12 protein-coding genes are annotated in these 14,214 nt (G+C 66.6%); 5 read left to right on the top strand and 7 right to left on the bottom strand.

What is annotated here, in order from left to right; all coding sequences use genetic code 11:
* Positions 1-104 precede the first annotated feature (104 nt).
* The 4 genes from ACTU6V_RS02895 (at position 105) to ACTU6V_RS02910 (ending at position 5,915) form a co-directional block, all read left to right on the top strand.
* The gene (locus ACTU6V_RS02895) at positions 105-2,246 is read left to right on the top strand and encodes an ATP-dependent Clp protease ATP-binding subunit (RefSeq protein ID WP_443474891.1); all 2,142 of its coding nucleotides are present in this window, start codon (positions 105-107) and stop codon (positions 2,244-2,246) included.
* Positions 2,247-2,417: 171 nt separating this feature from the next.
* Complete coding sequence (locus ACTU6V_RS02900) at positions 2,418-3,968, top strand: Re/Si-specific NAD(P)(+) transhydrogenase subunit alpha (protein ID WP_443468471.1); 1,551 nt, start codon at positions 2,418-2,420, stop codon at positions 3,966-3,968.
* Positions 3,969-4,033: 65 nt separating this feature from the next.
* Entirely contained in the window at positions 4,034-5,377 is a 1,344-nt protein-coding gene (pntB, locus tag ACTU6V_RS02905; RefSeq protein ID WP_443468851.1) for a Re/Si-specific NAD(P)(+) transhydrogenase subunit beta, read from the top strand.
* An 85-nt stretch (positions 5,378-5,462) separates the two neighbouring features.
* The gene (locus tag ACTU6V_RS02910; RefSeq protein ID WP_443468472.1) at positions 5,463-5,915 is read left to right on the top strand and encodes a hypothetical protein; all 453 of its coding nucleotides are present in this window, start codon (positions 5,463-5,465) and stop codon (positions 5,913-5,915) included.
* A 1-nt stretch (position 5,916) separates the two neighbouring features.
* Here ACTU6V_RS02910 and ACTU6V_RS02915 read toward each other — a convergent pair whose 3' ends face one another.
* From ACTU6V_RS02915 to paaA, 6 genes are read right to left on the bottom strand one after another with little or no spacing between them, the layout of a single operon-like run.
* Complete coding sequence (locus tag ACTU6V_RS02915; protein WP_443468473.1) at positions 5,917-6,687, bottom strand: enoyl-CoA hydratase/isomerase family protein; 771 nt, start codon at positions 6,685-6,687, stop codon at positions 5,917-5,919.
* Between the two features lie 23 nt (positions 6,688-6,710).
* On the bottom strand, positions 6,711-7,811 hold the full coding sequence (gene paaE, locus ACTU6V_RS02920) for a 1,2-phenylacetyl-CoA epoxidase subunit PaaE (protein ID WP_443474892.1): 1,101 nt from the start codon (positions 7,809-7,811) through the stop codon (positions 6,711-6,713).
* A complete protein-coding gene (paaD, locus tag ACTU6V_RS02925) occupies positions 7,808-8,353 on the bottom strand; it encodes a 1,2-phenylacetyl-CoA epoxidase subunit PaaD (RefSeq protein ID WP_443468475.1) in 546 nt (181 codons plus the stop codon). Before paaD ends, paaE begins: the two co-directional genes overlap by 4 nt.
* A complete protein-coding gene (gene paaC / locus ACTU6V_RS02930) occupies positions 8,347-9,144 on the bottom strand; it encodes a 1,2-phenylacetyl-CoA epoxidase subunit PaaC (RefSeq protein WP_443474893.1) in 798 nt (265 codons plus the stop codon). The genes paaD and paaC overlap by 7 nt, the downstream gene beginning before the upstream one ends.
* Before the next feature lie 14 nt (positions 9,145-9,158).
* Complete coding sequence (gene paaB / locus ACTU6V_RS02935) at positions 9,159-9,443, bottom strand: 1,2-phenylacetyl-CoA epoxidase subunit PaaB (RefSeq protein ID WP_443468477.1); 285 nt, start codon at positions 9,441-9,443, stop codon at positions 9,159-9,161.
* Positions 9,440-10,405, bottom strand: a complete 966-nt coding sequence (gene paaA, locus ACTU6V_RS02940; RefSeq protein ID WP_443474894.1) for a 1,2-phenylacetyl-CoA epoxidase subunit PaaA — start codon at positions 10,403-10,405, stop codon at positions 9,440-9,442. The genes paaB and paaA overlap by 4 nt, the downstream gene beginning before the upstream one ends.
* Before the next feature lie 106 nt (positions 10,406-10,511).
* Between paaA and ACTU6V_RS02945 the strand changes: the two genes are divergently transcribed.
* On the top strand, positions 10,512-12,620 hold the full coding sequence (locus tag ACTU6V_RS02945; protein WP_443468479.1) for a RecQ family ATP-dependent DNA helicase: 2,109 nt from the start codon (positions 10,512-10,514) through the stop codon (positions 12,618-12,620).
* Between the two features lie 6 nt (positions 12,621-12,626).
* Here the strand turns inward: ACTU6V_RS02945 and ACTU6V_RS02950 are convergent, their stop codons facing one another.
* A complete protein-coding gene (locus tag ACTU6V_RS02950; RefSeq protein ID WP_443468480.1) occupies positions 12,627-14,153 on the bottom strand; it encodes an HNH endonuclease signature motif containing protein in 1,527 nt (508 codons plus the stop codon).
* Positions 14,154-14,214 lie beyond the last annotated feature (61 nt).

Here is a 14,214-nt window from a genome sequence, read left to right on the forward strand (position 1 = left end):
ATAGCCAAGATTCGGATACGCGGCCTCTTGCTCCCAGGCAGTGGCTTTGCTAAAGTTGAGTCAAGAACACTCAACTTTGCGAGGAGTCCTCCAGGAGGAAACAGATGACCACGCCCGCCCAAGATGAACAGCAGTCCGCACTCGAGCAGTTCGGCATCAACCTGACTGACCGCGCCCGCCAGGGCAAGCTCGATCCCGTGATCGGTCGCGACAGCGAAATCCGTCGCGTGAGCCAGGTGCTCACCCGCCGCACGAAGAACAACCCCGTGCTCATCGGTGAACCGGGTGTCGGCAAGACCGCTGTCGTCGAAGGGCTGGCGCAGCGCATCGTCGCGGGGGATGTCGCCGAATCCCTCAAGGGCAAAGACCTCATCACTCTCGACATCTCTGCTCTGGTCGCCGGCGCCATGTACCGCGGCCAGTTCGAAGAGCGCCTGAAGCAGGTCCTCAAAGAGATCACCGAGTCCGACGGGCAGATCATCACGTTCATCGACGAGCTGCACACGCTCATGGGGGCGGGCGGTGGCGAGGGATCTGTTGCGGCATCCAACATGCTCAAGCCCATGCTCGCCCGCGGTGAGCTGCGGCTGATCGGCGCGACCACGCTGAACGAGTATCGCGAGTTCATCGAGAAGGATGCAGCTCTCGAGCGCCGCTTCCAGCAGGTGTACGTCGGCGAGCCCACTGTCGAAGACAGCATCGCGATCCTGCGTGGCCTCAAGGGTCGTTATGAGGCACACCACGGAGTGACGATCGCCGACAGCGCGCTCGTCGCCGCGGCCGCTCTGTCGAATCGGTATCTGCCGAGCCGCCAGCTGCCCGACAAGGCGATCGACCTTATGGACGAAGCCATGTCGCGGCTGAAGATGGAGATCGACTCGTCTCCGGTCGAGATCGATCAGCTGAAGCGCCAGGTCGACCGGATGAAGCTCGAAGAGCTCGCGCTCAAGCGCGAGAAGGATGCCGCCTCGAAGGAACGCCTGGCCGCACTGCGCGAGCAGCTGGTCGAGCTGGAGCGCGAACTCGCGGGGCTCGAAGAGCGCTGGGATCGTGAGCGCCAGGGACTGAATCGCGTTGGCGAGCTCAAGAAGCAGCTCGATGACGCGATCACGCAGCGTGACCTCGCGATGCGCAACGCCGACTACACGAAGGCGTCCAAGCTCGAGTACGAGACGATCAAGCGCCTGGAGCGCGAGATCGCCGAGGCTGAGCAGGCCGAGGCCGCGTCAGCGGGCGAGGATCGGATGGTCAATGAGCAGGTCACCGATGAAGACATCGCCGCGGTCATCGCCGCGTGGACCGGCATCCCCGTCGGCCGGCTGCTGCAGGGTGAGAGCGAGAAGCTGCTGCACCTCGAGAGCGAGCTCGGCAAGCGTCTGATCGGGCAGAAAGAGGCCGTCGCTGCCGTGTCCGACGCCGTCCGGCGCTCGCGCGCGGGCATCAGCGACCCCGGTCGCCCGACCGGATCGTTCCTGTTCCTCGGCCCCACGGGTGTCGGAAAGACCGAGCTGGCGAAGGCTCTCGCAGAGTTCCTCTTCGATGACGAGCACGCCATGGTGCGCATCGACATGTCGGAGTACGGCGAGAAGCACTCTGTGTCGCGGCTCGTCGGTGCCCCTCCGGGGTACATCGGCTACGAGCAGGGGGGTCAGCTGACCGAGGCCGTGCGGCGTCGCCCGTACAGCGTCGTGCTGCTCGATGAGGTCGAGAAGGCGCACCCCGAGGTCTTCGATGTGCTGCTGCAGGTGCTCGACGACGGACGGCTCACCGACGGGCAGGGTCGCACTGTCGACTTCTCCAACGTCATCCTCATCCTCACCTCGAACATCGGCTCGCCGATCCTGATCGATCCGGTGATGTCGATGGCAGACAAGCGGGACGCCGTGATGGCGCTGGTGCGCCAGTCGTTCCGGCCCGAGTTTCTGAACCGTCTGGATGACATCGTGATGTTCCAGGCTCTGAGCGAAGACGACCTCGCACAGATCGTCGAGCTCACCGTCGACCAGCTGCAGCGGCGGCTGCGGGACCGCCGGCTCACGCTCGCGGTCACGCCCGACGCCAGGTCGTGGCTGGCCGAGCGCGGATACGACCCCGTGTACGGTGCGCGTCCGCTGCGCAGGCTCATCACCACCGAGGTGCAGAACAAGCTCGCCACCGCGCTGCTCTCGGGCGGCGTGCGCGACGGAGACACCGTCAGGGTGGATGTTGCGGCCGACGGGTCAGGGCTGGTGCTGACCGCTTCCTGATCCCCGCGCTCGAACGCTGCGAGGCAACTTCACTCAAGGGTAAGAAGCTCATTTCTTTCGGGGGGATTTGGCGAAACATCTCCTTTGCTTTGAATCGCCGTCGATAGAGTCTCGTCTTATGTGTGTCGTGCGGGGCCATCGGGTCCATGCTGACGGAGACAGGAGCGGTGAATGATGCGAATCGGCATCGTGCGAGAACAGGTCGGTGAGACGCGGGTCGCCGCGACGCCCCAGACGGTCGGCGCTCTGCGCAAGATCGGCTACGACGTCGTGGTCGAGGCGGGTGCTGGCGCAGCATCCGCTTATCCCGACGCCGCGTACGCGGCATCCGGCGCCGAGATCGTCAGCGCCGATGAGGCGTGGACGTCGCCGATCCTGCTGAAGGTGAACGCACCGACGGATGCGGAGATCGCTCGCATCGCGGATGGTGCGACGCTGATCGCGCAGCTCAGCCCGAATCTGCGTCCCGAGCTGCGACAGGCGCTCGCCACGCGCGGCATCACGGCGCTCGCGCTCGATGCCGTGCCGCGCATCTCGCGTGCGCAGTCGATGGACGTGCTCAGCTCCATGTCGAACATCTCCGGTTACCGCGCGGTCGTCGAAGCAGCCAACGAGTTCGGGCGCTTCTTCACCGGTCAGGTCACCGCCGCCGGAAAGGTGCCGCCTGCGAAGGTGCTCGTCGCCGGTGCCGGTGTCGCGGGCCTCGCGGCCATCGGCGCAGCATCCAGCCTCGGCGCCATCGTGCGCGCGACCGACCCTCGCCCTGAGGTCGCCGACCAGGTGAAGTCAATCGGCGGCACCTATCTCGAGGTGATCGTGCCCGAGGAGCAGAAGGAGGTCTCGTCCGACGGCTATGCCAAGGCGACGAGCGAGGCCTACAACAGGCGGGCCGCCGAGCTCTACTCTGAGCAGGCAGCCGACGTCGACATCATCATCACCACCGCGCTCATCCCCGGCCGCGCAGCTCCGATTCTGATCACCGCGGCAGATGTGGCGAGCATGAAGCCGGGCAGCGTGATCGTCGATATGGCAGCGGCTCTCGGCGGCAACGTCGAAGGATCGGTCGCCGGCGAGCGAGTCGTGACTGAGAATGGCGTGATCATTCTCGGATACACCGACCTCGCAGGGCGCCTGCCCACCCAGGCATCGCAGCTTTACGGCACGAACCTCGTGAATCTGCTGAAGCTGCTGACCCCTGGTAAGGACGGCCAGCTCGTCATTGACTTCGACGACGTCGTGCAGCGGGCGGTGACGGTCGTGCGCGACGGCGAAGAGACCTGGCCGCCGCCTCCGGTGCAGGTATCGGCGGCGCCGGTCGCGAAAGCACCGGATGCCGCACCCGCAGCCCCCGAGAAGAAGAAGGGCCTCTCGGCTGGCGCGAAGGCCGGGCTGATCGCCGTCGGCATCGCCGTGCTCTTCCTCGTCAATGCTGTCGCCCCCGCGCCGCTGCCACAGCACTTCACCGTGCTGATGCTCTCGGTCGTGATCGGCTTCTACGTCATCGGCAAGGTGTCGCACGCGCTGCACACCCCGCTCATGAGCGTCACCAACGCGATCTCGGGCATCATCATCGTCGGCGCGATCGTGCAGATCGCGACCCCGAACATCGTGGTGCAGATCCTGTCTGCGATCGCTGTGCTCGTCGCATCCATCAACATCTTCGGAGGGTTCGCGGTCACGAGGCGAATGCTGAAGATGTTCTCGAAGGGAGCCGGCAAGTGAGCGCGCTCGAAATTGCCGCATCCGTCGCGGGCGCCGCGTACATCGTCGCCGCCCTGCTGTTCATCATGAGCCTCGCCGGCCTCAGCCGGCACGAGTCCTCGCGCTCTGGCGTCGCGTACGGCATGGTCGGCATGGCCATCGCTCTGGTCGCCACGATCTGGGTCACGTTCCAGGGCGCCTGGGGCGAGCCGCAGGCCATCATCGGTCTCGTGATGCTGCTGGTCGCGATGCTCGTCGGTGCCGTCATCGGACTCTGGCGCGCTCGCAGCGTCGAGATGACGGGGATGCCCGAACTCATCGCGCTGCTGCACAGCTTCGTCGGCCTTGCCGCCGTTCTCGTCGGCTGGAACGGACACCTGCACAGCCCGGGGCTCACGGGTGCGCTCGCCGACATCCACCATGCTGAGGTATTCATCGGCATCTTCATCGGAGGCGTGACTTTCACCGGGTCCATCGTCGCGTTCCTCAAGCTGTCGGGACGCATCTCGTCGAAGCCGCTCATACTGCCCGGCAAGAACGTGCTGAACCTCGGTGCGCTCGTCGTGTTCATCGGGCTGACGGTCTGGTACGTCATCACCCCGTCGCTCGTGCTGCTGATCGTGGTGACCGTGCTGGCGCTCGCGCTCGGCTGGCACCTGGTCGCCTCGATCGGCGGCGGCGACATGCCCGTTGTCGTCTCGATGCTCAACAGCTACTCGGGATGGGCCGCGGCCGCGGCCGGCTTCCTGCTCAACAACGACCTGCTGATCGTGACCGGTGCGCTGGTCGGATCCTCCGGTGCGTACCTGTCGTACATCATGTGCAAGGCGATGAACCGGTCGTTCATCTCGGTGATCGCCGGTGGTTTCGGCATCGCCGCGCCCGCATCGGAAGATGTCGATCATGGCGAGCACCGAGAGATCGACGCCGAGACCGTCGCCGATATGCTGACGAACGCCTCGAGCGTCGTGATCACGCCGGGCTATGGCATGGCTGTCGCGCAGGCGCAGTACCCGGTCGCCGAGCTCACGCAGAAGCTGCGCGATCGCGGAGTGGATGTGCGCTTCGGCATCCACCCGGTGGCAGGTCGCCTCCCCGGTCACATGAACGTGCTGCTGGCCGAGGCGAAGGTCCCATATGACATCGTGCTCGAGATGGATGAGGTCAACGACGATCTGGCATCGACGTCCGTCGTGCTCGTGATCGGCGCGAACGACACCGTGAACCCGGCAGCTGCCGAGGATCCGTCGAGCCCGATCGCCGGGATGCCGGTACTGCGAGTGTGGGAAGCGGAGAACGTCATCGTGTTCAAGCGCTCCATGGCAGCGGGCTACGCGGGCGTGCAGAATCCGCTGTTCTTCCGTGAGAACGCGCAGATGCTGTTCGGCGACGCCAAGGAGCGCGTCGACGACATACTGCGAGCGCTGTAGCCCCCCCCCGATCCAGGTCGCACTTTCTGCCGTTATGACCCCCTCAAACCGGCAGAAAGTGCGACCTGAAGTTAGTCTCGGAACCATGAGAATCTCTGGCGGCCGGTTCGTGCGCATCTTCCAGTGGATCGCGCCGGTGCTGCTGGTCTTGTTGATCGTCTTCGGTCGCGGGCTCTTCGGCGCACCGTTGGGGTGGATGGCCGCGATCGGCCTGTTCGTCGGGCCGCTGGTGACCATCGCGATGTACATCGCACCGATCATCGTGATCTTCGACCGCGACGGGAAGGCGACGCGCAGCACACGAGTGCTCTACGACGTCGCCAGCTGGGTGACGTGGGCAGCGATGCTGCTGATGATGTTCACGCTGGAAGACGGTGGTGACTCCGGGCCGGTCGGCTCGGTCGTCTCGACCTGGGGATGGATGAGCTCTGATGCCGCATCGACCATCTTCGGCATCGCGATGATCGTCGCGATCCTCGGCTGGCTCGCAGCGATCGCCACGGCGATCGCCGGCGTGGTCTCTTCGCGCCGCGCCTGACTCACTGCCCCGTGAAATCGGGCTTCCGCTTCGCCTGGAACGCCGCGAATCCCTCGCGGTAATCGGCGGTGTCGCGCAGGCTCTCCTGGTTGAGGTTCTCGGCGGCCACGGCATCCCATAGCGCGAGGCGCTCGTCGCGCAACCGGGCGACGAGGTGCTTGCTCGTGAGGAACGACCGCGTTGCACCCGTCGCGGCGCGGGATGCTGCGCTCTCCGTCGCCTGCCGTACTTCGTCTGCCGCGAACACCTGCGAGAACAGCCCGGACTGCACGGCTTCGGCGCCGGTCATGAGCCGGCCCGTGTAGATGAGGTCGAGAGTCTTATGGGCGCCGAGGCGTTCGTAGAACAGCGCGTGCCCACCGGAGTCGAGCGTCGCACCGAGCGCGGCGAACGGCGAGCCGATCTTGGCGCTGTCGGCGACGTAGACGACGTCGGTGGCGATCAGCAGCCCGAGACCGACGCCGAGGCAGGCGCCGTGAGCGGCGGCGAAAGTCGGTGCGGGGAACGCCGACATCTTCTTCAGAAGCGGGGTGACGAGGCCGTCGAGGTATCCGGAGACGTCGTCGGTCGCAGGGTCGACTCCGGCGATATCGCGGCCGGCGCAGAAGCCCGGGCCTTCGCCGCGCAGTACGAGGGCGCGGACGCCTGCGGCTTCGGCATCGTCGTACGCCGTACCGAGCTCGTGCAGCGCAGACGGATCGAGCGCGTTGCGCTTCTCTGGCGCGTTCAGCACGATGTGGGCGACGTCATCGGTGATGGTCAGGTCGATCATGATCGCTCCGTTCGGTGGCGAGGTCACGCGTCGTAGTCGACGACAACTCTCTCGGTGGTGGGGTGGGACTGGCAGGTCAGCACGTAGCCGCGCGCGAGCTCTTCGGGCTCCAAGGCGTAGTTCTCCGTCATCCGCACCTCGCCCGAAGTGAGGCGGGCGCGGCACGTGCCGCACACTCCTCCCGCGCATGCGAACGGTACGTCGCCGCGCACCCTCAGTGCAGCATCCAGAATCGCCTCATTAGCAGCGACCGGAGACTCGACCATCGACGACAGCCCATCGAGCGTGAACTCGATCGTGCGAACCTCGGCGCCCCTGTCGATGACGATGGGGCGTCCGCGGTCGACGCGGGGGCCGTCGGCATCGCTCGTGAAGAGCTCGAAACGGATGCTGCTCGCAGGCACTCCCCGCCGCTCGAGGGTCTCGCGGCAGAGGGCGACGAGGTCGAAGGGTCCGCAGAGGAACCACTCGGTGACGGTCGCCGGCGGCAGCAGCCCGTCGAAGATGGCATCGAGTTTCTCGGCATCGATGCGTCCGGAGAGCAGAGGAGCGGTGCGCTGTTCGCGGGAGAGCACGTGGTGCAGCGCGAGGCGCGAGGGGTAGCGGTCTTTGAGGTCGGCGAGGTCGTCGAGGAACATGACGTCCTGGGTGGAGCGGTTCGTGTAGACGAGGCTGAACTGCGCTGTCGGCGATGATGCCAGCACGTGCGCGGCCAGCGCCATCATCGGGGTCACCCCCGACCCGGCTGCGATGCCGGCGATGTGCGCGTGGTCGAGGTCGGGCAGGCGGGTGGTGAATGTGCCCTCCGGGCTCATGACTTCGATGCGGTCGCCGGGTTTCAGGTTCTCGTGGGCCCAGACCGAGAATTGTCCACCCAGATCGCGCTTGATGCCGACGCTGATGCGCTCCGGGATCGGCGCCCGGCAGATCGAATAGCTGCGTCTGATCTCGCGACCGTCGACGTGCGCGCGCAGTGCGACGTACTGTCCTGGCAGGTACTGGTAGTCATCGCGCAGCTCGGGCGGGACGGCGAACGTCACCTCGATGCTCTCGGAGGTCAGCGGACGGACCTCGCTGATCTCGAGTTCATGAAAACGGCCGCGCCGACGCGGTGGGGTGGTCATATGGCTTTGAAGTGGTCGAAGGGTTCGAGACAGGCGCGGCACTCGTACAGCGCCTTGCAGGCGGTCGAGCCGAAGCGGGTGACTTCGCGGGTGTCGATCGATCCACAGCGCGGGCACTTCACCGCGAGGCGGAGTTTCACCGGACCCTGCGCCTGTCGAACCGGGCCCTGTCCGAGCGCGGCACGTCCGGTCGGGGGAGCGATGCCGAAGTCGCGGAGCTTCTGCTTTCCGGCATCCGACATCCAGTCCGTCGTCCAGGCGGGCGAGAGCGTCGTGCGCACGTCGACATCGGCGAAGCCGGCGGCCGTGAGCGCGAGGATCACGTCGTCGCGCATGGCGTCGATGGCGGGACATCCGCTGTAGGTCGGGGTGAGCGTGACCCTCACGCGATCACCATCTCGTTCTTCGGTGACCGCGACGTCGCGCAGGACGCCGAGGTCCTCGATCGTGAGGACGGGAATCTCAGGGTCCGTGACGGATGCCGCGACTCGCCATGCCTCTTGCTCGCGGGTGCGTGACTGAGTCTGCGCGCGGGTCACCATGTCGCCCCCGGATGCTGGCGCGCCAGCACCTGCATCTCAGCGAGGATGTGCCCGAGGGCGGAGAAATGGATGCCGCGACGGCCACCGCCCGCGGACGCTTTCACCTGTGGGAGTTCGAGCTCGGCTTCGGCGAACACCGCCTCGATCACCGCGTCGAACCCTGCGCGGAGTGCCGAGGGTCGCACCGCGATGCTCTTCAGCTCGTCGATCAGCGGCTCATCGCGGAACAGCTCTTCGACGTACGGCCAGATATCGGTCACCGCGCGGATCATCCGGCGACGGGATTCATCTGTGCCGCCAGCCAGGCGAAGCGTCCACTGCGCGGCGTGGTCGCGGTGATAGTCGACCTCCTTCACCGATTTCGCGGCGATCGCGGCGAGGGTCGGATCTTTCGAGGCTCGCAGCGCGGAATGCAGCTCGAAAAGATACGCGGATGCCACGAGCTGACGCACGATCGTCTGCGCGAAGTCGCCGTTCGGCTGCTCGAAGAGCCAGGCACTGCGGAACTCCGGCTCATCGCGGAAGTACGCCAGGTCGTCTTCGCTGCGCCCATCGGCGGTGCCCGCGTAGCGCAGCAGCGAGCGGGCATGGCCGAGCAGATCAAGGGCGATGTTCGCGAGCGCCACGTCCTCTTCGAGTTCGGGGGCGTGGGCGATCCAGGCGCCGAGCTGCTGCGACAGGATCAGCGCGTCGTCGCCGAGCCAGAGAGCATATTCAGCGACCGCTGCGCTCGCCGTGGCATCCGCTTCGCCGGTGAGCTCTGCGGCGAGGTCGAGCTCGTCGACCGTCACGTGCGGGTTCTGCCTCACAGGTGCGGCACCCCCTCGGACGCGGTGTAGTACACCGCATGACGGTAGTTCTTGCCGGCGGGGCTCTCGAAGAAGGAGCCCTTGGCGTCGGGGTCGCTCGCGGCGATGGCATCCGATGGCACGACCCAGATCGAGGTGCCCTCGCCTCGTCGCGTATAGAGGTCGCGGGCGTTGCGGACGGCGAGCTCAGCATCCGGAGCATGCAGCGATCCCGCGTGCACGTGACTCATCCCGCGGTTCGCGCGGACGAACACCTCCCACAGGGGCCAGGTTTCGCTCATGCCGCCGCTCCATCGATCGGTCCCTGAGCCTGTCGAAGGGCTGTCTTGCGCGCGTACTCCGCCGCGGCTTCGCGCACCCACGCGCCGTCCCCGTGCGCCTCGCGCCTGGCGCGCACGCGTTCGGCGTTCATCGGTCCGTTGCCGCCCAGCACCTCGAAGAACTCCGTCCAGTCGATCTCGCCGCCGAGGTGGTGTTGGGTCTCTTCGTCGAAGTGCAGCTCGGCATCCGGCAGTGTGACGCCGAGGATCTCGGCCTGCGGCACGAGCATGTCGATGAAGCGCTGACGCAGCTCGTCGTTGGTGAAGCGCTTGATGTTCCACGCCATCGACTGCGCGGAGTTCGGGGAATCGCCATCGGGCGGCCCGAACATCATGAGCGACGGCCAGTACCAGCGGTTCACCGCATCCTGTGCCATCTCGCGCTGCGCGGGCATGCCCCGCATGAGCGTCAGGAGGATCTCGAAACCCTGCCGCTGGTGGAACGATTCCTCTTTGCAGACGCGGATCATCGCGCGGCCGTACGGGCCATACGATGCGCGGCACAGCGGCACCTGGTTGACGATCGCGGCGCCGTCGACGAGCCATCCGATCGCGCCCATGTCGGCCCAGGTCGGGGTGGGGTAGTTGAAGATCGACGAATACTTGGCCCTGCCGGTGATGAGCTGGTCGGTCATCTCGTCGCGGGTGATGCCGAGGGTCTGCGCTGCGGAGTAGAGGTAGAGGCCGTGACCGGCTTCGTCCTGCACCTTCGCCATCAGGATCGCCTTGCGCTTCAGGCTCGGAGCGCGGGTGATCCAGTTGCCCTCCGGCTGCATGCCGATGATCTCGGAGTGCGCGTGCTGCGAGATCTGTCTGATGAGGGTGCGGCGATAGTCGTCGGGCATCCAGTCGCGCGGCTCGATGCGTGAGTCGGCGGCGATGAGGTCATCGAAGCGCTGCTGTTCGGCGGTGATGTCGGTCATCCTGACTCCTTCGTCTTTACTGACCGTGCGTTCAGTAATTCTTTCATATCGGATGCCGGAACACCACCCGCCCAGGCGTGTCAGCGGTCTGAGGCAGAGTGGGGGTATGACACTCGACGCCAACGCCACCCATGAGGCGGCACTCGCCGCGCTGCGCGAGCTCGTCGGGCGGGACGACGCCTCCTTCCACGACGGGCAGTACGAGGCGATCGAGGCGCTCGTCAGAGGGCGACGACGTGCGTTGGTCGTGCAGCGCACCGGGTGGGGAAAATCTGCCGTCTATTTCGTCGCGACCCTGCTGCTGCGCCGGCAGGGAGCGGGGCCGACGGTGCTGGTCTCGCCGCTGCTGGCGCTGATGCGCGACCAGATCGTGGCGGCCGAGCGGGCGGGCGTGCGTGCGGTCGCGATCAACTCGACGAACGCGCACGAGTGGGATGACGTGCTTGCGCAGCTCGACCGCGATGAGGTCGACGTGCTGCTCGTATCGCCGGAGCGGCTGAACAATCCCGCGTTCAGGGAGCAGCGGCTTCCGACGCTGGTGGAGCGCATCGGGATGCTCGTGGTCGATGAGGCGCACTGCATCAGTGACTGGGGTCATGACTTCCGCCCCGACTACCGGCGCCTGCGCGACCTGATCGCCCAGATGCCGGCCGAGGTGCCGGTGCTCGCGACGACGGCGACGGCGAACAGCCGGGTCGTGGCAGATGTCGAGGAGCAGTTGGGGGCGACCGGCGACGAGGGGGTTCCGGTGCTCACGATCCGCGGTCCGCTTGCGCGGACATCGCTGCGGCTCGGAGTGCTGCGACTGCCGGATGCTGCTCGCCGACTCGCCTGGCTGCTCAGCCATATCGACGAGCTGCCGGGGTCGGGAATCATCTATACGCTCACGGTCGCCGCGGCGATCGATACTGCTCGGCTGCTGCGCGAGCGCGGGCATGAGGTGCGGGCGTACACGGGGCAGACCGATCCTGATGAGCGGGCAGAGTCCGAGGGGATGCTCAAACGCAACGAGGTCAAAGCGCTCGTCGCGACGAGTGCGCTGGGGATGGGGTTCGACAAGCCCGATCTCGGGTTCGTGCTGCACCTGGGTGCACCGTCGTCGCCGGTTGCGTACTACCAGCAGGTCGGTCGTGCGGGGCGCGCGAGCGACAGTGCGGATGTGCTGCTGCTGCCGGGGCCGGAAGACCGCGACATCTGGCACTATTTCGCCACGGCATCCATGCCCGATCAGGGGCGCGCCGAACGGGTGATCGCGGCCCTCGGCGATTCCGCGATCTCGACTCCTGCGCTGGAGGCGATGGTCGATATCCGCCGCACACCGCTCGAACTGCTACTGAAGGTGCTGGACGTCGATGGTGCGGTGCGCCGGGTGCAGGGCGGGTGGGTCGCCACCGGTCAGCCGTGGACGTATGACCGTGAGCGTTACGAGCGCATCGCGGCCGAGCGCCTCGCCGAGCAGCAGAGCATGATCGAGTACGAGCAGACCGGGGCATGCCGCATGGAGTTCCTGCAGCGCTCGCTGGATGATGCCACGGCTGCCCCGTGCGGACGGTGCGATAGCTGCGCGGGGGCGTGGTTCCCGACAGAGATCGGGGCGTCGGCGAGTGCCGCGGCATCCGAATCGCTCGATCGCGTGGGTGTCGCGATCGAACCGCGACGCCAGTGGCCCACCGGGGCTGACCGACTCGGCGTTGCGGTGAAGGGGCGCATTCCTGCGGGCGAGCAGGCGAGTGAGGGGCGGGCGCTCGCCCGCCTAACGGATCTCGGCTGGGGCGGCACGCTGCGAACGCTGTTTGCGGCCGGGGCGCCGGATGCTCCGGCGTCGGCGCAGGTGCTGGCGGCGTGCGTGCGAGTGCTCGCGGACTGGGGCTGGAGCGAGCGGCCGGTCGCGGTGGTGGCGATGTCGTCGCGTTCGCACCCGCAGCTCGTCGATTCGCTGGCGCGGGGGATTGCCGAGATCGGCAAGCTTCCCTACATCGGCGCGCTCGCGATGGTGGATGGTGGGCCGACGGGGCAGCCGGGCGGGAACAGCGCCTTTCGCCTCGCAGGGGTGTGGGATCGATTCAGCGCGGAAGGGATTGAGGTGCCAGCAGGACCGGTGCTGCTCGTCGATGACCAGGCTGACAGCAGATGGACGCTCACTGTTGCCGCGCGGGCACTGCGGCAGGCCGGCGCCGCCGAGGTGCTGCCGTTCGTGCTCGCGCTGCGGGGTTAGTCCGCATCAGCCCGCGCGTTGTCGGTGTCGGTCGCGGGGCCGCGGCGTGCCGGTGGGATGCCAGCGCCTTGTGCGGTCCCACCAGAGTGGCCCACGGATCTCGGGGACTCCGTCGTTCATGCGGATCCGCCATTCCGACAGATGCAGGTTGCGATGGTGCCACCAGCAGAGCAGCACGCCGTTGTCGGTGTGGGTGGGGCCGCCGTCGGCATGTTCTCGAACGTGGTGAATCTCGCACCAGCTTGCGGGAGTGGTGCAGCCCGGGATGATGCATCCGCCGTCGCGGAGCGTGATCGCGCGACGCTGCAGTGCGTTGAAGATGCGAGCGGAGGTTCCGAGCGACGCGATCCGGCCGTTGTCATCGAACAGAACGCGTTGGATGCCGCCCGCGCACCCGGTCTGCTCGGCAACCCGTGAGGGAATGAGGTCTCCGGTGTTCACGATGGTTGCCCATCCGGAGCCGGTGGCGTAGTCGTCGGCCCTGACGCTCACTACGAGAGTGGGAGCTGCGCCGCCGATCTGTGGGAAGCCTCCCTCACGAGCAGCGGTGGTGATGATCATCGCGAAAGCGTCGTGCACCTTCTGGGCTCGGGTGCGCTGATCGATGAACATCGATTCGCTGTGCGGTGTTCCGTTCGGGGTGACACCGCCATCGTTGACGGATCCGCGTGTGCTGCTGTCTTCTGTGTCGACATCTGCGCTGTCGACGAAACGGACGCCGCCGGTGGGGTCGTCGGGAGCGTCCACCCGCGGGTTGAGCAGGCTGTCGAGGAGCAGTCTCAGCTGGCCGGCGACCTCGGGCAGCAGATTGCCGCGCACGGGAACTGCTCCGTCGCGTTCGCGGCCGATGATGAAGCCGCGGGTGCGTGCGCCGATCTCGTCGGAGGGCTCCGCGCCGTCGGGGTCGAGATACGCGACGAGGACTTTCGACAGGATTCGCAGATCCTCCGGCACGGGGAGCGGGTTGGGGGAGTTCGGTTCTGCAGCATCAGCATCGGCATCGCGATCGTCGTTGATGCCGCAGGCGAGCATCGCGAGCTGCCGATCGGCTTCGATCCGTGCGTCGTCGAGGATGCGCGCGCGGGACTGCTCAAGCGGCTCCATCGCCGCGAGCAGCCCCGCGACTCCGATCGCTCCGTCGACCATCGCCGATCGCAGTTCGGGGTAGCGGGCGGGCAGGAACTCTCCACTCGACATGCCGCGGGTGCGCGACAGCAGTCGGGCGGTCTTGACGACGCGGTTCGCGTCTCGCGTTTCGGTTCGGGTCAGCACTCGAATCAGATCGACGGGACGCGCCCAGCCGTACTTCTCGGTGATCTTGTCGTCGCGCATCGGAGTCGAGCGCTCGAGAACCTGAATGGATGCCTCGACCTGAAGGGCTTCGATCCTCTTCTGGATGCGCCCTGTCGTCTCGAGCAGTGCGGCGATCTCAGCATCCGACAGGTCGGGGATCACCTCGTTCTCGAATGCCTCACCGCTCGCCTCAGCGAGAGACCGTTCCAGGTCTTCGAGGTGAGCGACGATGGTGTTCATACCCTCTATTCAACTGAGGGCCACCGACATTCAGGCCCAATATTCAGGCTGATCAGAAGAC

The sequence above is a fragment of the Microbacterium zouquanmingi genome, from assembly GCF_052266675.1.
Taxonomy (GTDB): Bacteria; Actinomycetota; Actinomycetes; order Actinomycetales; family Microbacteriaceae; genus Microbacterium.

Coding starts and splice junctions, on each gene's coding strand:
- ACTU6V_RS02895 (WP_443474891.1), top strand. CDS start 105: ATGACCACGCCCGCCCAAGATGAACAGCAGTCCGCACTCGAGCAGTTC.
- ACTU6V_RS02900 (WP_443468471.1), top strand. CDS start 2,418: ATGATGCGAATCGGCATCGTGCGAGAACAGGTCGGTGAGACGCGGGTC.
- pntB (WP_443468851.1), top strand. CDS start 4,034: ATGAGCCTCGCCGGCCTCAGCCGGCACGAGTCCTCGCGCTCTGGCGTC.
- ACTU6V_RS02910 (WP_443468472.1), top strand. CDS start 5,463: ATGAGAATCTCTGGCGGCCGGTTCGTGCGCATCTTCCAGTGGATCGCG.
- ACTU6V_RS02915 (WP_443468473.1), bottom strand. CDS start 6,687: ATGATCGACCTGACCATCACCGATGACGTCGCCCACATCGTGCTGAAC.
- paaE (WP_443474892.1), bottom strand. CDS start 7,811: ATGACCACCCCACCGCGTCGGCGCGGCCGTTTTCATGAACTCGAGATC.
- paaD (WP_443468475.1), bottom strand. CDS start 8,353: ATGGTGACCCGCGCGCAGACTCAGTCACGCACCCGCGAGCAAGAGGCA.
- paaB (WP_443468477.1), bottom strand. CDS start 9,443: ATGAGCGAAACCTGGCCCCTGTGGGAGGTGTTCGTCCGCGCGAACCGC.
- paaA (WP_443474894.1), bottom strand. CDS start 10,405: ATGACCGACATCACCGCCGAACAGCAGCGCTTCGATGACCTCATCGCC.
- ACTU6V_RS02945 (WP_443468479.1), top strand. CDS start 10,512: ATGACACTCGACGCCAACGCCACCCATGAGGCGGCACTCGCCGCGCTG.
- ACTU6V_RS02950 (WP_443468480.1), bottom strand. CDS start 14,153: ATGAACACCATCGTCGCTCACCTCGAAGACCTGGAACGGTCTCTCGCT.